At 71.8% G+C, this 23265-nt stretch carries 17 protein-coding genes; 9 read left to right on the top strand and 8 right to left on the bottom strand.

Features of this window, described 5'->3' with window-relative positions; all coding sequences use genetic code 11:
• Positions 1-197 precede the first annotated feature (197 nt).
• Positions 198-1253, top strand: coding sequence for an LLM class F420-dependent oxidoreductase (locus tag ACFQ9Z_RS35575; protein ID WP_383029858.1), 1056 nt, complete (start codon positions 198-200; stop codon positions 1251-1253).
• A 123-nt stretch (positions 1254-1376) separates the two neighbouring features.
• Here ACFQ9Z_RS35575 and corA read toward each other — a convergent pair whose 3' ends face one another.
• Positions 1377-2375: a magnesium/cobalt transporter CorA gene (gene corA / locus ACFQ9Z_RS35580; RefSeq protein WP_383029860.1), complete on the bottom strand. Its 999-nt coding sequence runs from the start codon at positions 2373-2375 to the stop codon at positions 1377-1379.
• 62 nt (positions 2376-2437) lie between these two features.
• On the opposite strand from corA, the gene ACFQ9Z_RS35585 reads away from it, so the two are divergent.
• The 4 genes from ACFQ9Z_RS35585 to mshC all read left to right on the top strand — a co-directional run bounded on the left by ACFQ9Z_RS35585 (position 2438) and on the right by mshC (position 5926).
• On the top strand, positions 2438-3124 hold the full coding sequence (locus tag ACFQ9Z_RS35585; RefSeq protein ID WP_383029863.1) for a histidine phosphatase family protein: 687 nt from the start codon (positions 2438-2440) through the stop codon (positions 3122-3124).
• A gap of 91 nt (positions 3125-3215) precedes the next feature.
• Positions 3216-3806 (top strand): DUF3090 domain-containing protein, encoded by a 591-nt coding sequence (locus ACFQ9Z_RS35590; protein WP_383029867.1) that lies wholly within the window; start codon positions 3216-3218, stop codon positions 3804-3806.
• A complete protein-coding gene (locus ACFQ9Z_RS35595; RefSeq protein WP_383029869.1) occupies positions 3770-4603 on the top strand; it encodes an SCO1664 family protein in 834 nt (277 codons plus the stop codon). Before ACFQ9Z_RS35590 ends, ACFQ9Z_RS35595 begins: the two co-directional genes overlap by 37 nt.
• A 93-nt stretch (positions 4604-4696) precedes the next feature.
• Entirely contained in the window at positions 4697-5926 is a 1230-nt protein-coding gene (mshC, locus tag ACFQ9Z_RS35600; RefSeq protein ID WP_383029872.1) for a cysteine--1-D-myo-inosityl 2-amino-2-deoxy-alpha-D-glucopyranoside ligase, read from the top strand.
• Between the two features lie 104 nt (positions 5927-6030).
• Here mshC and ACFQ9Z_RS35605 read toward each other — a convergent pair whose 3' ends face one another.
• From ACFQ9Z_RS35605 to ACFQ9Z_RS35625, 5 genes are all read right to left on the bottom strand, one after another.
• Entirely contained in the window at positions 6031-7041 is a 1011-nt protein-coding gene (locus ACFQ9Z_RS35605; protein ID WP_383029875.1) for a PAC2 family protein, read from the bottom strand.
• A gap of 308 nt (positions 7042-7349) precedes the next feature.
• Positions 7350-8966 (bottom strand): FAD-dependent oxidoreductase, encoded by a 1617-nt coding sequence (locus ACFQ9Z_RS35610; RefSeq protein WP_383029879.1) that lies wholly within the window; start codon positions 8964-8966, stop codon positions 7350-7352.
• 40 nt (positions 8967-9006) lie between these two features.
• Positions 9007-10545 (bottom strand): glycerol kinase GlpK, encoded by a 1539-nt coding sequence (gene glpK / locus ACFQ9Z_RS35615; protein ID WP_383029882.1) that lies wholly within the window; start codon positions 10543-10545, stop codon positions 9007-9009.
• A gap of 69 nt (positions 10546-10614) precedes the next feature.
• Positions 10615-11409: an MIP/aquaporin family protein gene (locus ACFQ9Z_RS35620; protein ID WP_383029884.1), complete on the bottom strand. Its 795-nt coding sequence runs from the start codon at positions 11407-11409 to the stop codon at positions 10615-10617.
• 389 nt (positions 11410-11798) lie between these two features.
• The gene (locus tag ACFQ9Z_RS35625) at positions 11799-12563 is read right to left on the bottom strand and encodes an IclR family transcriptional regulator (protein ID WP_383029887.1); all 765 of its coding nucleotides are present in this window, start codon (positions 12561-12563) and stop codon (positions 11799-11801) included.
• 295 nt (positions 12564-12858) lie between these two features.
• Between ACFQ9Z_RS35625 and metH the strand changes: the two genes are divergently transcribed.
• From metH to ACFQ9Z_RS35640, 3 genes are all read left to right on the top strand, one after another.
• Positions 12859-16374 (top strand): methionine synthase, encoded by a 3516-nt coding sequence (gene metH, locus ACFQ9Z_RS35630; protein ID WP_383029889.1) that lies wholly within the window; start codon positions 12859-12861, stop codon positions 16372-16374.
• Positions 16375-16496: 122 nt separating this feature from the next.
• Positions 16497-17198, top strand: coding sequence for an HAD family hydrolase (locus ACFQ9Z_RS35635; RefSeq protein ID WP_383029893.1), 702 nt, complete (start codon positions 16497-16499; stop codon positions 17196-17198).
• Between the two features lie 487 nt (positions 17199-17685).
• Complete coding sequence (locus ACFQ9Z_RS35640; RefSeq protein WP_383029895.1) at positions 17686-19290, top strand: ABC transporter substrate-binding protein; 1605 nt, start codon at positions 17686-17688, stop codon at positions 19288-19290.
• Between the two features lie 89 nt (positions 19291-19379).
• On the opposite strand, the gene ACFQ9Z_RS35645 is transcribed toward ACFQ9Z_RS35640, so the two are convergent.
• Together ACFQ9Z_RS35645 and ACFQ9Z_RS35650 are read right to left on the bottom strand one after the other, a co-directional pair.
• Entirely contained in the window at positions 19380-20051 is a 672-nt protein-coding gene (locus ACFQ9Z_RS35645; RefSeq protein WP_281293604.1) for a response regulator transcription factor, read from the bottom strand.
• An 83-nt stretch (positions 20052-20134) separates the two neighbouring features.
• Entirely contained in the window at positions 20135-21136 is a 1002-nt protein-coding gene (locus ACFQ9Z_RS35650) for a RecB family exonuclease (protein WP_383029899.1), read from the bottom strand.
• A gap of 177 nt (positions 21137-21313) precedes the next feature.
• Between ACFQ9Z_RS35650 and ACFQ9Z_RS35655 the strand changes: the two genes are divergently transcribed.
• Positions 21314-23230: a site-2 protease family protein gene (locus ACFQ9Z_RS35655; RefSeq protein WP_383029901.1), complete on the top strand. Its 1917-nt coding sequence runs from the start codon at positions 21314-21316 to the stop codon at positions 23228-23230.
• The last annotated feature ends 35 nt before the right edge of the window (positions 23231-23265 follow it).

Genomic DNA, 23265 nt, shown 5'->3' on the forward strand with positions numbered 1-23265 from the left:
GTGCGCGAGATTACTGGCCGGAACTGGCGCCGTGGGTGCCTGTGGACAACCGGATCCGCCCCGGCGGGCGCCCGGATTCCCGGGCCGCCGCGCGGCCCGCGCCCGCGGGGCGCGGCGGGCGGGGGCTGTGCGCGGACGGCCCCGGCTCGCTAAGGTCGCAGCCAACGGACGTTACTCATGGGTAAGGGGATTCGGCCATGCAGCTCGGGATCAACCTCGGCTACTGGGGTGCCGGGATGGACGCGGACAATCTGGCCGTCGCGCAGGAGGCCGAGCGGCTGGGCTACGCCGTGTGCTGGGCCGCCGAGGCGTACGGCTCGGACGCGGCTACGGTGCTCAGCTGGGTCGCCGCCCAGACCGAGCGCATCGACGTCGGCTCGGCGATCTTCCAGATCCCGGCCCGGCAGCCCGCCATGACCGCGATGACCGCGGCCACCCTGGACTCGCTGTCCGAGGGCCGCTTCCGGCTCGGCCTCGGCGTCTCCGGACCGCAGGTCTCCGAGGGCTGGTACGGCGTCAGGTTCGACAAGCCGCTCTCCCGCACGCGCGAGTACGTGGAGATCGTGCGCAAGGCGATGACGCGCGAGCGGCTCTCGTTCGAGGGCGAGCACTGGACGCTGCCGCTGCCCGGCGGCCCGGGCAAGCCGATCAAGCTGACCGTGCACCCGCAGCGCGAGCACATCCCGCTGTACATCGCAGCCATCGGCCCGAAGAACCTGGAGCAGACCGGCGAGATCGCCGACGGCGCCCTGCTGATCTTCCCCTCCGCCGACCACCTCGAGGACACCACGATCACGCACCTGCGCGCCGGACGGGAGAAGGCCGGCAAGACCCTCGACGGGTTCGACATCTGCCCGACGCTGCCGCTGGCCGTCGGCGACGACAAGGACGTGTCCCGGCTCGCCGACACCTTCCGGCCCTACACCGCGCTGTACGTCGGCGGCATGGGCAGCGCGAAGCAGAACTTCTACAACCGGCTCGCCCAGCGCATGGGGTACGAGAAGGAGGCCGCCGAGATCCAGGAGAAGTACCTGTCCGGCGACAAGCAGGGAGCCGCGGCCGCGGTCCCGCAGGACCTGATCGACAAGACGACGCTGCTGGGCTCGGTGGACCGCATCGCGGACCGGATGAAGGCGTACGCCGCCGCCGGCGTCACCACCCTCTCCCTGGCCCCCGCCGGCTTCACGCTCGACGAGCGGATCGCCTCCCTGCGGGCCGGCAGCGAGGCCCTGGAGCGCGCCGGGCTCGGCTAGGGGCTGTCGCGGGGATGTTCAGCGGCCGTGGTGGGGGCTCGGGGGTCCTCCCCGCCACGGCCGTCACGCGGAACAACGCGCCGGACGCCCGCTGGTTACGACCCCCGGCGCCCCTTCTTCCGCTCACAGCCAGCCGCGCCGCTTGAACTGCCGGTACAGCAGCAGCTCAAGCACGGCCATCAACGCGATCACCGCCGGGTACGACCACAGCCAGTGCAGCTCGGGCATGTGGTCGAAGTTCATCCCGTACACGCCCGCGATCATCGTCGGCACCGCGGCCATCGCCGCCCAGGCGGAGATCTTCCGCATGTCGTCGTTCTGCCGCACGCTCGTCTGCGCCAGGTGCGCCGACAGGATGTCCGACACCAGCCGGTCCAGGCCCTCCACGGACTCGTTCACGCGCGTGAGGTGGTCGCTCACGTCCCGGAAGAAGGGCCGCGCCTTGTCGTCCACGAACCGCACCCCGCCACTGCCGAGGGGCCCGGTGCCGGCCAGCCGGTTCAGCGGCGCCGCGAGCGGCCCGGTCGCCCGGCGGAACTCGAGGACCTGCCGCTTGAACGCGTAGATCCGCGACGCGGTGTGCCGCGAACCGCCGCTCACCGGCTCGAAGACCTCGGCCTCCAGTTCCTCCAGGTCGGTCTGCAGCTCCGTCGCCACCTCCAGGTAGTGGTCGACGACGGCGTCGGAGATCGCGTACAGCACCGAGGTGGGGCCCTTGCCGAGTATCTCCGGGTCCTCCTCCAGCCGGTGCCGAACGGCCGCGAGCGGCGCTCCCACGCCGTGCCGGACCGTCACCACGAAGCCGTCGCCGACGAACACCATGACCTCCCCGGCCGATACGGTGTCGTCCTTCGGCTCGTACACCACCGGCTTGAGGACCATGAAGAGCGAGTCGTCGTACACCTCGAGCTTGGGCCGCTGATGGGCCTTGAGGGCGTCCTCCACCGCCAGCGGGTGCAGCCCGAACTCCCGGGTGACCAGGTCGAACTCCCGTTCCGACGGCTCGTGCAGGCCGATCCACACGAAACCGCCCGCCGCCCGCGCCTCGTCCAGCGCGTCGGAAAGGTCCTCGGGGCCCTCGATGCGGTGCCCGTGCCGGTACACCGCGCAGTCCACGATCACGGAGCGCACTCTCCCTTCGCCCGTTCACCGGTGCATGTACTGATGCGCTTACCCTGGGCCGCATGCCCACGCTGATCCTCGTCAGGCACGGACGGTCAACCGCAAACACCTCGGGCGTGCTCGCCGGGTGGACGCCAGGCGTCGCCCTCGACGAGCGCGGCGCCGCCCAGGCCGCCGCGCTGCCCGGACGGCTGGCGGGACTGCCGCTCGCCGAGGTCGTCGCGAGCCCCCTGCAACGCTGCCAGGAAACCGTACAGCCGCTGCTCGACGCCCGGCCGGGGCTGCGCGCCCACACCGAGGAACGCATCGGGGAGTGCCACTACGGCGACTGGTCCGGCCGCAAGCTCGCCGAGCTGAAGGACGAGCCGCTGATGGAGGTCGTCCAGGCGCACCCGTCCGCCGCCGCCTTCCCGGGCGGCGAGTCCATGCGGGCCATGCAGACCCGCGCCGCCGAGGCCGTGCGCGAGTGGAACGCGCGCGTGGAGCGCGACCACGGCGCCGACGCCGTCTACCTCATGTGCTCGCACGGCGACGTCATCAAGTCGCTGGTCGCCGACGCCCTCGGACTCCATCTCGATCTCTTCCAGCGGATCTCCGTCGAACCGTGTTCCATCACCGCGATCCGCTACACCCGCCTCAGACCGTTCCTCGTCCGCCTCGGCGACACCGGGGACTTCGCTTCACTCGCCCCGCGCGAGGAACCCGCAGAGGGCGACGCACCGGTCGGTGGCGGTGCGGGCGCACCGTGATCGTCGCCCGCAGTAGGGTGAAGCGGTCCACCCCGTAAAACCGCCCACGGCCCGCACCGCAGCAGCCCCCGATCCCACATGGAGACAGGACGTGTCCCGTCAGGTGTTCCTCTTCGACCCGCCGGACCGCTTCGTCGCGGGCACGGTGGGCCTGCCCGGACGCCGTACGTTCTTCCTCCAGGCCACCGCAGGCCCCCGGGTGACCAGCGTGGCCCTGGAGAAGACCCAGGTCGCCGCGCTCGCCGAGCGCATGGACGAACTGCTGGACGAGGTCGTGCGGCGCAGCGGCGGCAGCGCCGCGGTGCCCGCCGTGGCGCCCACCGAGATCACCGACACCGGCCCGCTGGACACCCCCGTGGAGGAGGAGTTCCGGGTCGGCACCATGGCCCTGGCCTGGGACGGCGAGGAACAGCGCATGATCGTCGAGGCGCAGGCCCTGGTGGAGCTGGACGCCGACACCGAGGAGGACCTCGCCGAGGCCGAGGAGCGACTGCTCCAGGACGAGGAGAACGGGCCCCCGATGCTGCGGGTCCGGCTGACCGGCGCGCAGGCCAGGGCCTTCGCCAAGCGCGCCCTCGACGTCGTCAACGCCGGGCGGCCGCCGTGCCCGCTGTGCAGCCTCCCGCTCGACCCGGAAGGACACGTATGTCCGCGCCAGAACGGATACCGCCGCGGAGCGTGACGGCCGCTGACGAAGGCGCCGCCGAGCTGCTCGCGCGCGGTGAGCTGTCCGTGCGCGGACGCATCCGCGAGGCGTCCAACGCGGCGCTGTACTGCACGGTCGCGCTCGACGGCCGGGAGGCCACCTGCGTGTACAAGCCGGTGGCCGGGGAGCGCCCGCTGTGGGACTTCCCCGACGGCACCCTGGCAGGCCGCGAGGTGGCCGCCTACGAGGTCTCCGAGGCCACCGGCTGGGGCCTGGTCCCGCCGACCGTGCTGCGCGAGGGCCCCTACGGCGAGGGCATGTGCCAGCTCTGGATCGAGGCCGTCGCCGACGCGGAACTGCTCGCCCTGGTGGACGCCGAGGAACCGGAACCCGGCTGGAAGGCGATCGGCCTCGCCGACGTCGGCGAGGGCCGTACCGCGCTGCTCGTCCACGCAGACGACCAGCGGCTGCGCCGCATGGCCGTGCTCGACGCCGTGATCAACAACGCCGACCGCAAGGGCGGCCACCTGCTTCCCACCGGGGACGGCCGGCTCTACGGCATCGACCACGGAGTGACCTTCAACACCGAGGACAAGCTGCGCACCCTGCTGTGGGGCTGGGCCGGGGAACCGCTCACGGCCGAGGCCGTGGCGGTGCTCGGGGAACTGCGCGGGTCGCTCGCCGCCGGCGGCGAGCTGGCCGCGCGGCTGGCCCCGCTGATCACCCCGGCCGAGATCGACGCGACGCGCGCGCGGGTCGACGCGCTGCTCGGCGCCGGCCTCCACCCGGAGCCCGGCGGGGAGTGGCCGGCGATCCCCTGGCCACCCGTGTGAGCACATCACGGCGCGAACCGCAAGGACGCACAACCGGCCATCCGGTCCGATCCCGTTCGTATCCGCAGCTCGCGGCCGGTTAGGCTCATGTACATGCATGCCTGGCCCGCTTCCGAGGTCCCCGCCCTGCCTGGTCAGGGCCGCGACCTGAGGATCCACGACACCGCGACCGGCGGCCTCGTCACCCTCGACCCCGGTCCCGTCGCCCGTATCTACGTCTGCGGCATCACGCCGTACGACGCGACCCACATGGGTCACGCGGCGACCTACAACGCGTTCGACCTCGTGCAGCGCGTGTGGCTCGACACCAAGCGGCAGGTCCACTACGTCCAGAACGTCACCGACGTCGACGATCCGCTGCTGGAGCGCGCGGACCGGGACGGCGTCGACTGGGTCGCCCTCGCCGAGAAGGAGACGGCCCTCTTCCGCGAGGACATGACCGCCCTGCGGATGCTCCCGCCGAAGCACTACATAGGCGCCGTCGAGGCCATACCCGGCATCGTCCCGCTCGTGGAGCGGCTGCGGGAACTCGGCGCGGCCTACGAACTCGACGGCGACGTCTACTTCTCCGTCGGGTCCGACCCGCACTTCGGGCAGGTCTCGAACCTGGACGCGGCCGCCATGCGGCTGCTGTCCGCCGAGCGCGGCGGTGACCCGGACCGGCCGGGCAAGAAGAACCCGCTGGACCCGATGCTGTGGATGGCCGCCCGCGACGGCGAGCCGAGCTGGGACGGCGGCACCCTCGGCCGCGGCCGCCCGGGCTGGCACATCGAGTGCGTCGCCATCGCTCTCGACCACCTGGGCATGGGCTTCGACGTCCAGGGCGGCGGCTCCGACCTGGCCTTCCCGCACCACGAGATGGGCGCCTCGCACGCCCAGGTGCTCACCGGCGAGTTCCCCATGGCCAAGGCGTACGTGCACGCCGGGATGGTCGCCCTGCACGGCGAGAAGATGTCCAAGTCCAAGGGCAACCTGGTCTTCGTCTCCCGGCTGCGCCGCGACGGCGTCGACCCGGCCGCCGTCCGGCTGGCCCTGCTCGCCCACCACTACCGCTCCGACTGGGAGTGGACCGACCAGGTGCTGCGGGACGCGGTGGACCGGCTCGGCCGCTGGCGGGCCGCCGTGTCCCGGCCCGACGGCCCGTCCGCCGACGCGCTCGTCGAGGAGATCCGCGAGGCCCTCGCCGCCGACCTCGACGCGCCTGCCGCGCTCGCCGCGGTCGACCGCTGGGCCGAACTCCAGCAGCGCGAGGGCGGCACCGACACCGGCGCCCCCGGCCTGGTCTCCCGGGCCGTGGACGCGCTGCTCGGCGTGGCCCTGTGACGCACCAGCCCGGCCCGGGCGCGGTCCGGGCCTGACGGCGAAGGGGCGGTACGCGAGTCGCGTACCGCCCCTGATGCAGTCCTGGGAGCCGGCTTCGTCCCTGTTCAGTCCTCGGAGCCGCCTTCGTCGTCGCCCTCGGCGCCGTCGGGGGTTTCCGTGTCCGGCTTGGCCGGCCGCGGCGGCCGGGCGCGGCCGCCCGGTGCGTCGCGGGGCGTGTCCCGCCGGAACGAGCCGCCCTCGCCGCCGTCCGCCGTGGCGTGCCCGCCCGGCGGGCCGACGTCCCGGCGCCGCAGGTACCGCTCGAACTCGCGGGCGATCGCCTCGCCGGACGCCTCCGGCAGCTCGGCGGTGTCCCGGGCCTCCTCCAGCGTCTGCACGTACTCGGCGACCTCGCTGTCCTCGGCGGCGAGCTGGTCCACGCCCACCTGCCAGGCGCGCGCGTCCTCGGGCAGCTCGCCCTGCGGGATCCGCAGGTCCAGCAGGTCCTCCAGCCGGTTGAGCAGGGCCAGGGTGGCCTTGGGATTGGGCGGCTGGGACACGTAGTGCGGCACCGCCGCCCACAGCGACACCGCCGGCACGCCCGCGTGCGTGCACGCCTCCTGCAGGACGCCGACGATGCCCGTCGGGCCCTCGTACTTGGTCTCCTCCAGGTCCATGCGGCGTGCCAGGTCGGGGTCCGAGGTGACCCCGCTGACCGGCACCGGGCGCGTGTGCGGGGTGTCGCCGAGCAGGGCGCCCAGGACGACCACCAGCTCCACGCCCAGCTCGTGCGCGAAGCCAAGCAGCTCGTTGCAGAACGACCGCCAGCGCATGGATGGTTCGATGCCCCGGACCAGCACCAGGTCGCGCGGCTTCTCCCCGCCGACCCGCACCACCGACAGCCGGGTCGTCGGCCATGTGATCTTGCGCACCCCGCCGTCCATGAACACCGTGGGGCGGTTCACCTGGAAGTCGTAGTAGTCCTCGGCGTCCAGCGCCGCGAACACCTCGCCCTTCCACTCGCGTTCCAGGTGCGCGACCGCCGTGGAGGCGGCGTCACCGGCATCGTTCCAGCCCTCGAACGCGGCCACCATGACTGGGTCGATCAGCTCGGGAACCCCCTCCAGCTCGATCACCCAGTGCCTCCTTCCGACGTGCTCTCGCCTGACCACCCAACCTTACGGCGTCCGGCGGGAGCGCCCGCGACCCCCTTGACCGGGGGCTGCCCGGATCACTGCCCCGTTCACCACGCCGGAACACACGGCGGAGCGGGGCGCGCCGGGCGCCCCGGCCGGGCCGCGGCGGGCCGGCCGGGCAGGCGGGAGGGGGCGGCCCCACGGTCGTGGAGCCGCCCCCTCCCGCCCCTGCGGCCCCGGTGCGGCGGGGTCCGGCTCGGCAGCGGCGGCCGGCCCTGGTCAGGGGAGGGGCCGGCCGCCGCGCGGTCCTACTTCTTGTCGAGCACGTCCTGGACCCTGGCGCGGACCTCGTCCGTGGCGAGGCCGCGGACAGTCAGCGTGGTGCGGCGGCGCAGCACGTCGTCGGGCGTCTCGGCCCACTCGTGGTCCCGGGCCCAGACGACCTGCGCCCAGATCTCCGGGGCGTCGGGGTGGACGCGCTCGGCCAGCTCCGGGTGCTCGTTGGCCAGCCGGGCGATGTCGAAGGCCAGGGAGCCGTAGTGGGTCGCCAGGTGCCTGGCGGTGTCGGCGGCCATGCGCGGGCCGGGCGCCGGGTGGTCCACCAGCAGGCGGTGGGCGACCGCGCGCGGGTTGGCCACGCCGGGCAGCGGCAGCTTCTTCGGCAGCGAGGAGACCGGCTCGATGTCGTCGCCGAGCGGGTGGCCCGGCAGCTGCTCCAGCTTCTGCATCACCGTGCGGCCGATGTGGCGGAACGTCGTCCACTTGCCGCCCGCGACGGACAGCATGCCGCCCCTGCCCTCGGTCACCACGGTCTCGCGCTTGGCCTTGGCGGTGTCGCCGGGCCCGCCCGGCAGCACCCGCAGACCGGCGAAGGAGTAGGTCATCAGGTCGCGCTGGAGCTGCTGGTCCCGGACGGAGAACGCGGCCTCGTCCAGGATCTGGGCTATGTCCTTCTCGGTGACCGAGACGTCCGCCGGGTCGCCCTCGTACTCCTCGTCGGTGGTGCCCAGCAGCAGCATGTCCTCCCACGGGAGGGCGAAGGTGATGCGGTACTTGTCGATCGGGGTGGCCAGCGCCGCCTTCCAGGGGGCGGTGCGCCTGAGCACCAGGTGCGCGCCCTTGGAGAGGCGGATCGAGGGCGCCGCGTTCGCGTCCTCCATCCGGCGCAGGTGGTCGACCCAGGGGCCGGTCGCGTTGAGCACCAGCCGGGCGTTGACCCCGAACTCCGTGCCCGAGATCCGGTCCTTGAGGTCGGCGCCGGTGACCCGGCCCTGGGTGAAGCGCAGGCCGGTGACCTCGGCGTGGTTGAGCACGACCGCGCCCGCCTCGACGGCCGCGCGGACCGTCATCAGCGCCATGCGCGCGTCGTTCATCTGGTCGTCGCCGTACACGGCCACGGCCTTGAGGTTGTCGGTGCGCAGCTCCGGCACGTCCTGCGCGGCCCGCGCGGGGGAGAGCAGGTGGCCGACGCCGTCGCCGAACGCGGAGAGCGCGGAGTAGGCGAAGACGCCGGCGCCCAGCTTCGCCGCGCCGTGCGGGCCGCCCTTGTACACGGGGAGGTAGAACGTGAGCGGGTTCGCCAGGTGGGGGGCCACCTGGCGGGAGACCGCGCGGCGCTCGAAGTGGTTCTCCGCCACCAGCTTCACCGCGCCGGTCTGCAGGTAGCGCAGACCGCCGTGGAGCAGCTTGGAGGAGGCGGAGGAAGTGGCACCGGCGAAGTCGCCGGCGTCGACCAGAGCCACCCTGAGTCCGGACTGCGCGGCGTGCCAGGCGGTGGAGATGCCCAGGATGCCGCCGCCGATCACAAGAAGGTCGTACGACGCCTTGGCGAGTTGCTCCCTGGTCTCGGCGCGGCTCGGGTTGGAGCCGGAGGCCGGGTGCGTTCCCAGGGCAGGCACGGACTGCAGGGTGGACTGACTGGTCATGTCGGGTACTTACTCCTCGTCAGAGCTGTCGGGGGTCAGCTCAGCTCTCGTCCTCGATCCAGCCCATGGTCCGGTCGACGGCCTTGAGCCAGTTCTTGTACTCACGGTCGCGGGTCTCCGCGTCCATGCGGGGGGTCCATTCGGCGGCCCGGCGCCAGTTGGCGCGCAGCTCGTCGGTGCTGGACCAGAAGCCGACGGCGAGGCCGGCGGCGTAGGCGGCGCCGAGGCAGGTGGTCTCGGCGACCATCGGGCGCACCACGGGTGCGTCCAGGACGTCGGAGAGCGTCTGCATCAGCAGGTTGTTGGCGGTCATGCCGCCGTCGACCTTGAGGGTCACCAGCTCGTCGCCGGAGTCCTTGGTCATGGCGTCCGCGATCTCCCGCGTCTGCCAGGCGGTGGCCTCCAGGACCGCGCGGGCGAGGTGCGCCTTGGTGACGTACCGGGTCAGGCCGGCGATCACACCACGGGCGTCGGAACGCCAGTGCGGGGCGAACAGGCCGGAGAAGGCCGGCACGAAGTAGGCGCCGCCGTTGTCCTCGACCGAGAGCGCGAGCGTCTCGATCTCGGCCGCGGTGGAGATCAGGCCCATCTGGTCGCGCATCCACTGCACCAGGGAGCCCGTGACGGCGATCGAGCCCTCGAGGGCGTAGACCGTCGGCTGCTCGCCGATCTTGTAGCCGACGGTGGTCAGCAGACCGGCGTAGGAGTTGATGATCTTGTCACCGGTGTTCATCACCATGAAGGTGCCGGTGCCGTAGGTGGACTTGGTCTCGCCCTCGGAGAAACAGGTCTGGCCGAACAGGGCCGCCTGCTGGTCGCCGAGCGCGGAGGCGACCGGGATGCCGCCCAGCAGTTCGCCCAGCTTGCCGCCGGTGATCTCGCCGTAGACCTCGGCGGAGGAGCGGATCTCCGGCAGCATCGCCAGCGGGACGCCGATGGACTCGGCGATCTTCGCGTCCCACTGCGTGGTGTGCAGGTTCATCAGCAGGGTGCGGGAGGCGTTGGTGACGTCGGTGACGTGCTTGCCGCCGTTGACGCCGCCGGTCAGGTTCCAGATGACCCAGCTGTCCATGGTGCCGAAGAGGATGTCGCCGGCCTCGGCGCGCTCCTGGAGGCCGTCGACGTGGTCGAGCAGCCAGCGGGCCTTGGGCCCGGCGAAGTAGGAGGCCAGCGGCAGGCCCGTCTCGCGGCGGAAGCGGTCCTGGCCGACGTTGCGGCCCAGCTCCCTGCACAGGGCGTCGGTGCGGGTGTCCTGCCAGACGATGGCGTTGTGGACGGGCTCACCGGTGTTCTTGTCCCACAGCACGGTGGTCTCGCGCTGGTTGGTGATGCCGATGGCCTTGATGTCGTCACGGGTGATGCCGGCCTTCTCGACGGCGCCGGCGACGACTTCCTGGACGTTGGTCCAGATCTCGTTGGCGTCGTGCTCGACCCAGCCCGGCTTCGGGAAGATCTGCTCGTGCTCCTTCTGGTCGACGGAGACGATCCGGCCGTCCTTGTCGAAGACGATGCAGCGCGAGGAGGTGGTGCCCTGGTCGATCGCGGCGATGAACGGGCCTGCGGTGTGGGCGTCGGTCACTGTGTGCTCCTGAAAGATCCGTGGTGGTGGGGCTTTACGTACGGCGCGTGCGCGGAGGCTCGGTGCTTCCTAGACGAAGGCGACGTTGTAGATGCCTGCGGCGATGGCGCCGCCGATCAGCGGACCGACCACCGGGACCCAGGCGTAGCTCCAGTCGGAACCGCCCTTGTTGGGCAGGGGCAGCAGGGCGTGGACGATGCGGGGGCCGAGGTCACGGGCGGGGTTGATCGCGTAGCCCGTGGGGCCGCCGAGGGAGAGGCCGATGGAGACGACCACGAGCGCCGTGATCAGGGCGCCCAGGGTGCCCAGGCCGTTGCCCTTGTCGTTCAGGCCCTGAGTGAGGACGGCGAGCACCAGCACCACCGTGCCGATGATCTCCGTGAGGAGGTTCTGGACCGCGTTGCGGATCTCCGGACCGGTGGAGAAGACGCCCAGGACCGGGCCGGCGCCCTTCTCCTGCGCCTCGACGGCCTTGGTCGTCGTGGCCTGCGCCCCCGGACCGCCGACGATCTCCTTGTCGGTGAGGTGCGCGTGGAACTGGCCGTAGTAGGCCGCCCAGACCAGGGCCGCGCCGATCATGGCGCCGAGCAGCTGACCGCCCCAGTACACGGGCAGGGTGCTGAAGTCCTTGTCCTTGATCGCGAGTGCGAGCGTCACGGCCGGGTTCAGGTGGGCGCCGGAGAGCGGCGCCGAGGTGTAGACGGCCGTCAGAACGGCGAAACCCCACCCGAAGGTGATGGCGAGCCAGCCGGCGTTACGGGCCTTGGAGGCCTTCAGTGTGACGGCGGCGCACACGCCACCGCCGAGCAGGATGAGTATGGCGGTACCGATGGTCTCGCCGATGAAGATGTCGGAGCTGGACACCCGCGACTCCTTTGTCCTTCGTCCAGGGAAACCGAACCCCGGGTCCCTCCGGGGGTTCTGGCGCCCTCGGGGGTGAGAGCGATGCCGGCCCTTGGCGTTGTCACACTCTAGCGCTTATTGCCGTTAGGCGTTCGACAATGCCGACCGATGGACGGGAGTCTTGCTTCGGCGTCACGCGTGCGTCAAGGGTTCTGTTATCGAAAACAGGATCGTTATTGATCGATGTCGGTTATCGCTCTTCCTGCGCTGACGTACCTACTCACCCGATATGTCCACTTCAGGGTATGGCGATAACCGGGACGTCGCCTCGCGTCCCGGTCGTCAGGGATTCCACGGGCCCGGCGGGCCTCCTGGGCCCGCGGCCCGGCAGTGGACCGCCCCTCGGGCGGTCAGAAACGCGCCGCGCCCAGGTCCCGCGACACCGCGCGGGCGCAGTCGCGCACCGCGGCGATCAGCTCGGGGCGCACCTCGCCGTCCCGGCACAGCCGCTCCACCGCGCCCGCGATGCCGAGCGCGCCCACCGGCATCCGGCGCCGGTCGTGGATCGGCGCGGCGATCGACGCCACGCCCTCCCAGGTCTCCTCCACGTCCGCCGCGTAGCCACGCGCGCGCGTGAGGTCCAGCAGGTGCTCGAAGTCGGCCGGCTCGCACACCGTGCGGTCCGTGAACGGCTTGCGGTCGGCCTCGAGGGCCTCGCTGTGCGCCACGGGGTCGTACGCGGCGAGCACCTTGCCCAGCGCCGTGGAGTGCAGCGGCTGCATCGCCCCGATCTCCAGCACCTGCCGGCTGTCGTCCGGCCGGAAGACGTGATGCACGATCAGCACGCCCTGCTGGTGCAGGACGCCCAGGTACACGCTCTCCCCGCTGGAGCGGGCCAGGTCGTCGGTCCACACCAGGGCCCGCGCCCGCAGTTCGTGCACGTCCAGGTAGGTCGTGCCCAGGCGCAGCAGCTCGGCGCCGAGCTGGTAACGGCCGGAGACGCCGTCCTGCTCGACGAACCCCTCCTGCTGGAGGGTGCGCAGGATGCCGTGGGCGGTGCCCTTGGCGAGGCCCAGTGACGAGGCGATGTCCGAGAGGCCGAGTCGCCGCTCGCCCCCCGAGAGCAGCCGCAGCATCGCCGCCGCCCGTTCGAGCGACTGGATGTTCCGTGCCATCGCCGTCCTGCCCTCCGTCCCTTCCGACCATTGCCGAACAGGGCACAACACCCCGTTCGGCAATGTCGAACACTACCGGTCCATGTCGACCGACCGCCAATAGTCGGACGACACCTGTTACATCCCGCGCGGCCCGACGGTGACGATCCGGCCATCCGGCACGCCCCGCGTCCGTCTCGTGGACGCCGGTGCCCATCCAAGCCCACCGGCGGTTACGCTGACGCCGTGCCCTGCCCCGGTTACCGACCGGAGAAGGCGCATAGCCGACAGCCGTCGCACCTCAGGGAGCCCCTTCATGGCCTCGTCGCCAACGACCCCTTCCGCCGACAGCCGGACCCGTGTGTCCGCGCTCCGAGAGGCACTCGCCACCCGTGTGGTGGTCGCCGACGGAGCGATGGGCACGATGCTCCAGGCCCAGGAGCCCACCCTCGAGGACTTCCAGCAGCTCGAGGGCTGCAACGAGATCCTCAACCTCACCCGCCCCGACATCGTCCGCTCCGTCCACGACGCGTACTTCGCCGTGGGCGTCGACTGCGTCGAGACCAACACCTTCGGGGCCAACCACTCCGCCCTCGGCGAGTACGACATCCCCGAGCGCGTGCACGAACTGTCCGAGGCCGGCGCCCGCGTCGCCCGCGAGAGCGCCGACGCGTTCACCGCCAGGGACGGCCGGCCCCGCTGGGTCCTCGGCTCCATGGGCCCCGGCACCAAGCTGCCCACCCTCGGCCACGCCCCCTACACCACCCTGCGCGACGCCTACCAGCGCAACGCCGAGGGCCTGGTCACCGGCGGCGCCGACGCACTGCTCGTCGAGACCACCCAGGACCTGCTGCAGACCAAGGCAGCCGTGCTCGGCGCCCGCCGCGGCCTGGACGCCCTCGGCCTCGACCTGCCGGTGATCGTGTCCGTCACCGTCGAGACCACCGGCACCATGCTGCTCGGCTCCGAGATCGGCGCCGCCCTCACCGCGCTCGAACCGCTCGGCATCGACATGATCGGCCTGAACTGCGCCACCGGCCCGGCCGAGATGAGCGAGCACCTGCGCTACCTCGCCCGCAACGCCCGCATCCCGCTGTCCTGCATGCCCAACGCGGGCCTGCCGGTGCTCGGCAAGGACGGCGCCCACTACCCGCTGAGCGCGCCCGAGCTGGCCGACGCCCAGGAGACCTTCGTCCGCGAGTACGGCCTCTCGCTCGTCGGCGGCTGCTGCGGCACCACCCCCGAGCACCTGCGCCAGGTCGTCGAACGCGTCCAGGGCCTCGCCCCGGGCGCCCGCGACCCGCACCCCGAGGCCGGCGCCGCCTCGCTCTACCAGAGCGTGCCCTTCCGCCAGGACACCTCCTACCTCGCCATCGGCGAGCGCACCAACGCCAACGGGTCCAAGAAGTTCCGCGAGGCCATGCTCGCGGGCCGCTGGGACGACTGCGTGGAGATGGCCCGCGACCAGATCCGCGAGGGCGCGCACATGCTGGACCTGTGCGTGGACTACGTCGGCCGCGACGGCGTCGCCGACATGGAGGAACTCGCCGGCCGCTTCGCCACCGCCTCCACCCTGCCGATCGTCCTCGACTCCACCGAGGTCGACGTCATCGAGGCGGGCCTGGAGAAGCTCGGCGGCCGCGCCGTGATCAACTCCGTGAACTACGAGGACGGCGCCGGACCCGGCTCCCGCTTCGCCAAGGTCACCGCGCTGGCCCGGGAGCACGGCGCCGCGCTGATCGCGCTGACCATCGACGAGGAGGGCCAGGCCCGCACCCCGGAGAAGAAGGTCGAGATCGCCGAACGGCTCATCGACGACCTCACCGGGAACTGGGGCATCCGTGAGGAGGACATCCTCATCGACACCCTGACCTTCACCATCTGCACCGGCCAGGAGGAGTCCCGCAAGGACGGCATCGCCACCATCGAGGCCATCCGCGAACTCAAGCGCCGCCACCCGGCCGTCCAGACCACCCTGGGCCTGTCCAACATCTCCTTCGGCCTGAACCCGGCCGCCCGCATCCTGCTGAACTCCGTCTTCCTCGACGAGTGCGTCAAGGCCGGACTCGACTCGGCGATCGTGCACGCCTCCAAGATCCTGCCCATCGCCCGCTTCAGCGAGGAGGAGGTCACCACCGCCCTCGACCTCATCCACGACCGCCGCGCCGAGGGCTACGACCCGCTGCAGAAGCTGATGCAGCTCTTCGAGGGAGCCACCGCCAAGTCCCTGAAGGCCGGCAAGGCCGAGGAACTCGCCGCGCTGCCCCTGGAGGAGCGCCTCAAGCGCCGCATCATCGACGGCGAGCGCAACGGCCTCGAAGCCGACCTCGACGAGGCCCTGCGGGACCGGCCCGCCCTGGACATCGTCAACGACACCCTGCTGGACGGCATGAAGGTCGTCGGCGAACTGTTCGGCTCCGGCCAGATGCAGCTCCCCTTCGTGCTCCAGTCCGCCGAGGTCATGAAGACGGCCGTCGCCCACCTCGAACCCCACATGGAGAAGTCGGACGCCGAGGGCAAGGGCACCATCGTGCTGGCCACCGTGCGCGGAGACGTCCACGACATCGGCAAGAACCTCGTCGACATCATCCTGTCCAACAACGGCTACAACGTCGTCAACCTGGGCATCAAGCAGCCCGTCTCCGCGATCCTGGACGCCGCCGAGGAACACCGCGCCGACGTCATCGGCATGTCCGGCCTCCTGGTCAAGTCCACCGTGATCATGAAGGAGAACCTGGAGGAGCTGAACCAGCGCGGCCTCGCCGCCCGCTTCCCGGTCATCCTCGGCGGCGCCGCCCTCACCCGCGCCTACGTCGAGCAGGACCTGCACGAGATCTACGACGGCGAGGTCCGCTACGCCCGCGACGCCTTCGAGGGCCTGCGCCTGATGGACGCCCTCATCGGCGTCAAGCGGGGCGTGCCCGGCGCCAAGCTGCCCGAACTCAGGCAGCGCCGGGTCCGCTCCACGGCCGCCGTGGAGGTCCAGGAGCGCCCGGAGGAGGGGCACGTCCGCTCCGACGTCGCCACCGACAACCCCGTGCCCACCCCGCCGTTCTGGGACACCCGCGTCATCAAGGGCATCCAGCTCAAGGAGTACGCGACCTGGCTCGACGAGGGCGCGCTGTTCAAGGGCCAGTGGGGCCTGAAGCAGGCCCGCACCGGCGACGGCCCGACCTACGAGGAACTCGCCGAGACCGAGGGCCGCCCCCGCCTGCGCGGCCTGCTCGACCGACTCCAGACGGAGAACCTGCTGGAGGCGGCCGTGGTCTACGGCTACTTCCCGTGCGTCTCCAAGGACGACGACCTGATCATCCTGGACGAGCGGGGCAACGAACGCACCCGGTTCACCTTCCCGCGCCAGCGCCGCGGCCGCCGCCTGTGCCTCGCCGACTTCTTCCGCCCGGAGGAGTCCGGCGAGACCGACGTCGTCGGCTTCCAGGTCGTCACCGTCGGCTCCCGGATCGGCGAGCAGACCGCCAGGCTCTTCGAGGCCAACGCCTACCGCGACTACCTCGAACTGCACGGACTGTCCGTACAGCTCGCCGAGGCCCTCGCCGAGTACTGGCACGCCCGGGTGCGCGCCGAACTCGGCTTCGCCGGCGAGGACCCCGCCGCCATGGAGGACATGTTCGCCCTGAAGTACCGGGGCGCCCGCTTCTCCCTCGGCTACGGCGCCTGCCCCGACCTGGAGGACCGCGCCAAGATCGCGGATCTGCTGCGGCCCGAGCGGATCGGCGTCCACCTGTCCGAGGAGTTCCAGCTCCACCCCGAGCAGTCCACCGACGCGATCGTGATCCACCACCCGGAGGCCAAGTACTTCAACGCCCGCTGACTTCCCCGGCCCGGAGCGCCGGACGAGGCGTTCCGGACGTCGGCGTCGTACACTGGTCGGTCCACCGCAGGCCGGTTCCCGCACGGGAACCGGCCTGGCCGTCCCCAAGGAGGTGCGCCCGGATGACCAGTACGGTCCCAGCGCTCGGAACCCGCACGGCCGAAGGCTCCGCCCTGCAGGCGGTGCTCCTCGACATGGACGGCACCCTGGTGGACACCGAGGGATTCTGGTGGGACGTCGAGGTGGAGGTATTCGCCGCCCTCGGCCACGTCCTCGACGAGTCCTGGCGGCACGTCGTCGTCGGCGGCCCCATGACCCGCAGCGCCGGCTTCCTCATCGAGGCCACCGGCGCCGCCATCACCCTCCCCGAAGTCTCGGTGCTGCTCAACGAAGGCTTCGAGACCCGCATCGGACAGTCCCTGCCGCTGATGCCCGGCGCCGCCCGGCTGCTCGCCGAACTCCACGAGCACGGCATCCCCACCGCCCTTGTCTCCGCCTCCCACCGGCGCATCATCGACCGCGTGCTGGACGTGCTGGGCCCCCACCACTTCGGCCTGTCCATCGCCGGCGACGAGGTCTCGCGCACCAAGCCCTACCCCGACCCCTACCTGCTGGCCGCCGCCGGGCTCGGCGTCGACCCGGCCCGCTGCGCGGTCGTCGAGGACACCGTCACCGGGGTCACCGCCGCCGAGGCCGCCGGCTGCCAGGTGGTCGCCGTCCCCTCCATCGCCCCCATCGCCCCGGCCGAACGGCGCACCGTCGTGTCCTCCCTCGAAGAGGTGGACCTGGCATTCCTGCGCGGCCTGATGACGCAGGTGCGCTGACCGTTCACCGGCGGTACCACCGGACCCGGATCCCGCCGGATCCCGGCGGACTGACAAGCCCGCAGGGCCTGTTGGACAGATTTCCGGGAAGGTACACCAGGAGTGGAATACCGGAGGAGTGGAATACCGGCCGGTCACCCGGCTGAATTCCGGTGACCGCCGACCGGGCCCGACGCTGTGACGTTCCCCACGCGTCGGGTCCTCGACAACGTTGCCCAAGTGTGCAGACCGCCCCCATCCGGGACGTGACGGCACGTCCTTGTGTCCCGATTGGGGGGACGCTGCACTAATCCTGCCGCTGTCGGGTTTTCGGTGTGTCCACACCCGGTTTCACTCCGTGATGGACGCTCAACTCACGCGCCTGTGAACCCCCGTGCGGGCGCGGACTAATCTCGTTCGCGGAAACATCGAAGCAACCCCCGTGACTCGCCGCACCACCCCTGCATGCCGAGTACATGGACTCGAACAGCTCTGGAGAAACTCCCGCATGAACCGCAAGACTTTGGTGCTGCCGGCAGTGGTCGGCCTGCTGACGCCGGTTCTCGCCGCGTGCGGCGGATCCGACAGCGGGAGCAAGAGCGGGGACGCCATCGTGGTCGGCACCACGGACCGCTTCGAGGCCACCAGCGACGCCCCGGCGCCCCTCGACCCCGCCTACGCCTACGACGTCGGCACCTGGAACATCCTGCGCCAGACGGTGCAGACCCTGATGACCCAGCCCAAGGGCGAGGGCAACCCCGTCCCGGAGGCCGCCGAGAGCTGCTCCTTCACCGACAGCGGCAACGAGCGCTACGCCTGCAAGCTGCGCGAGGGCCTGAAGTTCTCCGACGGCGACAATGTCACGGCCGCCGACGTCAAGTACTCCATCGAGCGTGCCCTGCGCATCAACGCGGACAGCGGTGTCGCCACCCTGCTGAACACGATCGACACGGTCGAGACCCAGGGCGACCGCGAGGTGATCTTCCACCTCAAGACGGCCGACGCCACCTTCCCGTACAAGCTGTCCACCCCGGTCGCGGCCATCGTCAACCCGAAGGACTACGCCAAGGACAAGCTGCGCGACGGCTTCGAGGTCGACGGCTCCGGCCCCTACACCCTCAAGGCCGACGTCAAGGACAACGCGATCGTCACCGCCACCTTCACCAAGAACCCTTCCTACAAGGGCAGCGTGACGGTGAACAACGACCAGGTCCAGATGCGCTCCTTCGACGACGCCGACGCCATGGGCCAGGCCATCGAAAAGGGCGACATCGACCTGATGACCCGCACCATGTCGCCGTCCCAGATCGACAAGCTGGACTCCGGCTCCCAGGCCAACGTCGACCTCGTCGACATGCCGGGCCTCGAGATCCGCTACCTCGCCTTCAACACCGACGCGCCCACCGTGAAGTCCAAGGCCGTCCGCCAGGCCATGGCCCAGGTCGTCAACCGCGGCGAACTCGTCTCCAAGGTCTACGGCACCCAGGCCGAGCCGCTGTACTCGCTCGTCCCGGCCACCCTCACCGGCCACTCCAACTCGTTCTTCAACAAGTACGGCGACCCCAGCGCCGCCAAGGCCAAGAGCCTGCTCGAGAAGGCCGGCATCACCACCCCGGTGAAGCTGACGCTGCACTACACCACCGACCACTACGGCTCGGCCACCAAGCAGGAGTTCGAGATCCTGCAGAAGCAGCTCAACGACAGCGGCCTGTTCGACGTGAGCATCCAGGGCCACCCCTGGAAGACCTTCCGGCCCGACGAGCAGAAGGGCCGGTACGACGTCTACGGCATGGGCTGGTTCCCCGACTTCCCCGACGCCGACAACTTCGTCGCGCCCTTCCTCGACAAGGGCAACTTCCTCGGCTCGCCCTACTCCAACAGCACCATCCAGCGCACCCTGATCCCCGAGTCCCGGCGCGAGGCCGACCGCCTCAACGCGGTCAAGACCCTCACCGAGATCCAGGACACCGTCGCCGACGACGTCCCCGTGCTGCCGCTGTGGCAGGGCAAGCAGTACGTCGCCGCCCGCGACAACATCACGGGTGTCTCCTACGCCCTCAACTCCGTCTCCTCGCTCCAGCTCTGGGAGCTCGGCCGCGGCGTGAGCGGCTGACCCCCCTCCCGCACAGCACCGAGGGCGCCCCTTCCCGCACGGGAAGGGGCGCCCTCGGCGTCGTACCGGCGTGCCGCCGCGGACCCGGCTCAGCTCGCGCCCGGCCGCACCAGTCCGCTCTCGTAGGCGTACACCGCCGCCTGCACCCGGTCACGCAGCCCCAGCTTGGTCAGCACATGCCCGACGTGCGTCTTCACCGTCGTCTCGCTGACGAACAGGTCCGCGGCGATCTCCGCGTTGGACAGCCCGCGCGCCACCAGCTTCAGCACCTCCACCTCGCGGTCGGTGAGTGTGTGCAACGTGTCCGGCACGGACTCCTCGCCGGACGGCAGGTGCGTGGCGTACTTGTCCAGCAGACGGCGCGTGATGCTCGGCGCCAGCATCGCCTCCCCGGCGGCCACCACCCGGATCGCCTGCACCAGTTCGTTGGCGGGCGCGTCCTTCAACAGGAACCCGCTGGCCCCGGCGCGCAGCGCCTCCACCACGTACTCGTCCAGGTCGAACGTGGTCAGCACCAGCACCTTCGCCGGGCCGTCCCGCCCCGGACCGGAGATCTGCCGGGTGGCCTCCACACCGTCCATCCGCGGCATCCGGATGTCCATCAGCACCACATCCGGCTGCAGGGCCCGTACCTGATCCAGGGCCTGCAGACCGTCACCGGCCTCGCCGACGACCGCGATGTCCTGCTCGGCCTCCAGGATCATCCGGAAACCGGTGCGCAGCAGGGGCTGGTCGTCGACCAGTAGGACGCGGATGGCCACGTGACACTCCTTCGCTAGTCCGCACCCATTCTGCCCTGCCCCCTCCAGGCCGCCCGAGGCGCCCTGGAGGCAGCCGCCGGCCGCTACTCGCCGGCCGCGGCAGGCCGCACCGGCAGCGGGTAGGGCGGGGGAGTGCCGCCGAACTCCGGGCAGTGCGACCGGTGATCGCACCAGCCGCACAGCTTCGTCGGCCGGGCCCGCCACTCGCCGGTCTCCGTCGCCTGCCGGATCGCCTCCCACAGCGCCAGCAGCTTGCGCTCCACCCGCTCCAGGTCGGCCAGGACGGGATCGTAGGTCAGCACGTCACCGCTGCCGAGGTACACGAGCTGCAGCCGGCGCGGGACGACCCGCTTCAGCCGCCACACCACCAGCGCGTAGAACTTCATCTGGAACAGCGCGCCCTCGGCGTACTCCGGCCGCGGCGCCTTCCCCGTCTTGTAGTCCACGATCCGCACCTCGCCGGTGGGCGCCACGTCGACACGGTCGATGATCCCGCGCAGCCGCAGCCCCGACTCCAGCTCGGCCTCCACGAACAGCTCCCGCTCGGCCGGCTCCAGCCGGGCGGGGTCCTCCAGCGTGAACCACCGCTCCACCAGCCGCTCGGCCTCACCCAGCCAGCGGGCCAGCCGCTCGCCCTCCGGGTCCTCGGCGAAGAGCTCCCCGACCTCCGGCCGGCTCTCCCGCAACCGGTCCCACTGCCCCGGGATCAGCGACTTCGCCCGGGGCGCCGTCCGCTCCGCGGCGGGCGCGTCGAACAGCCGCTCCAGCACGGCGTGCACCAGCGTCCCCCGCGTCGCCGCCTCGCTCGGCTTCTCCGGCAGCCGGTCGATCACCCGGAACCGGTACAGCAGCGGGCACTGCATGAAGTCACTGGCCCGCGACGGCGACAACGAGGACGGCGCGACGGCCGCGCGCTCACGGGCGGACCCGGCCGCACCGCCGCCGGACACCGCCGCCTCCCCGGCGGCCGGCGGGGGAACGGCCACGGCCGCCGCCGGCTCCGCCGCCCCCACCGCGCCCGCTGCCGGATCCGTCTCCCCGGCCGGACCCGGCAGGGCCCCCGCGTCCTCGATGCTGCTGTCCATGACCCCAGACCATACGGCCCGGCACTGACAGCGACCCAGCCACGGCCCGCGTTAGGCCGCGCGACAGCGGGGCAAACACAAGGGGTGCCGGGGCGGAACGGACCACCCGAGCCGCATACCATCGACCCGAGACCTTCCGGCCCCTGGCGCGGAAGACGCTTCGAACGAGGGGACAGCGTGGACGTGAGCGGCGGGAGCGGGCAGCCGCGGTCCGGCAACGACGAGCCGGCCGAGCACCCCGCGGGTCCTACGGCCCCGGCGACCGGATCCACCGGCCACCACCGCGGACCGGAGCCCCACGACGCCCCCGAACCCGCCGGCGCCCCGCGGCCCGGCCCGGGCGACCACGACGACCGGCCCGGGACGGGCGGCCACGGCGACCGGCTGGAGTCCTCCGACCACGACGGCCGGCCCGGGACGGGCGGCCAGGACCGCCGACCCGAGACGACTGGCCACGACGGCCGGTCCGAGACGGGCGGCCACGACGGCCGGCTCGAGTCCTCCGACCACGACGACCGGCCGGGGACCGGCGACCACGACGACCGGCTCGAGTCCTCCGACCACGACGACCGGCCCGGGACGGGCGACCACGACGACCGGCTCGAGTCCTCCGACCACGACGGCCGGCCCGAGGCGACCGGCCAAGGCGACCGGCCCGAGGCGACCGGCCACGGCGACCGCGCCGAAGCGGGCGAGCGACACGAGCGGGGCGGCGCGCACGAGCACCCCGCCGCCGACGAGCACCCCGGCACGGACACCCGGCGGGACACCGGGACCGCGAGCCCAGGACCGCCCGGAACCGGACAGGCCGCCGGCCCCGCCCGCTCCCACCCCCGCCCCGACGAGGAAACCCCCGCCACCGGCAGCGGCACCCACCCCACCGAACACCGCACCCTCGCCCACTCCGGCATCGCCAAGGGCGAACCCCCGACGCCACGGCCCAAGGAACCCGGCGGCGGACTGCTCATGGGCCGCCCCTTCGGCGTCCCCGTCTACGTCGCACCCAGCTGGTTCCTGGTGGCCGCCCTGATCACCTGGGTCTTCGGCGGCCAGCTCGACCGGGTCCTGCCCGAACTCGGAGCCGCCCGCTACCTGGTCTCCCTCTTCTTCGCCGTCGCCTTCTACGCCTCCGTCCTCGTCCACGAACTGGCCCACACGGTCGCCGCGATCCGCTTCAGACTGCCGGTGCGCCGCATCCAGCTCCAGTTCTTCGGCGGCGTCTCCGAGATCGAGAAGGAGGCCGAGACCCCAGGGCGCGAATTCGTCCTCGCCCTCGTCGGCCCCCTGCTCTCCCTCGTCCTGGCCGGCCTGTTCTACCTGGCCATGAAACCCGTGCAGCGGGACAGCGTCCCCGGCGTCCTGCTCGCCGGCCTGATGATCTCCAACCTCATCGTCGCCGCCTTCAACCTGCTGCCCGGCCTGCCCCTCGACGGCGGCCGCATGCTCCGCGCCGTCGTCTGGAAGATCACCGGCAAACCCATGAGCGGCACCGTCGCCGCCGCCTGGGTCGGCCGTGCCCTCGCCATCTCCGTCCTGGTCGGCCTGCCGGTGCTCAACCAGTCCGGCGCCTTCGGCGGCGGCAACCGGGACGTGGGCGGCATGCACACCGTCACCGACGCCCTGCTCGCCGCCATCCTCGCCGCGATCATCTGGACCGGCGCCGGCAACAGCCTGCGCGTGGCCCGCCTACGCGAACACCTCCCCGAACTCAAGGCCCGCGCCCTCACCCGGCGAGCTGTCCCCGTCGAGACCGACACCCCCCTGTCCGAGGCCCTCCGCCGCGCCAACGCCGCAGGCGCCCGCGCCCTCGTCGTCGTCGACGCCGAAGGCAACCCCCTCTCCCTCGTCCGCGAGGCCGCCATCGTCGGCGTACCCGAACACCGCCGTCCCTGGGTCGCCGTCAGCGGCCTCGCTCAGGACCTCACCGACGGCATGCGGGTCTCCGCCGAGCTGGCCGGAGAGGAACTCCTCGACACCCTCCGGGCCACCCCCGCCACCGAATACCTCGTCGTCGAGGAGACCGGCGAGATCTACGGCGTCCTGTCCGCCGCCGACGTCGAGCGCGCCTTCGTCAAGGCCATGGCCCGCCCCTGACCGCCCGCCCTCCCGTGGTCGGCGGCCCCCGTAAA

The organism is Streptomyces sp. NPDC056580 (assembly GCF_042793175.1).
GTDB lineage: Bacteria > Actinomycetota > Actinomycetes > Streptomycetales > Streptomycetaceae > Streptomyces.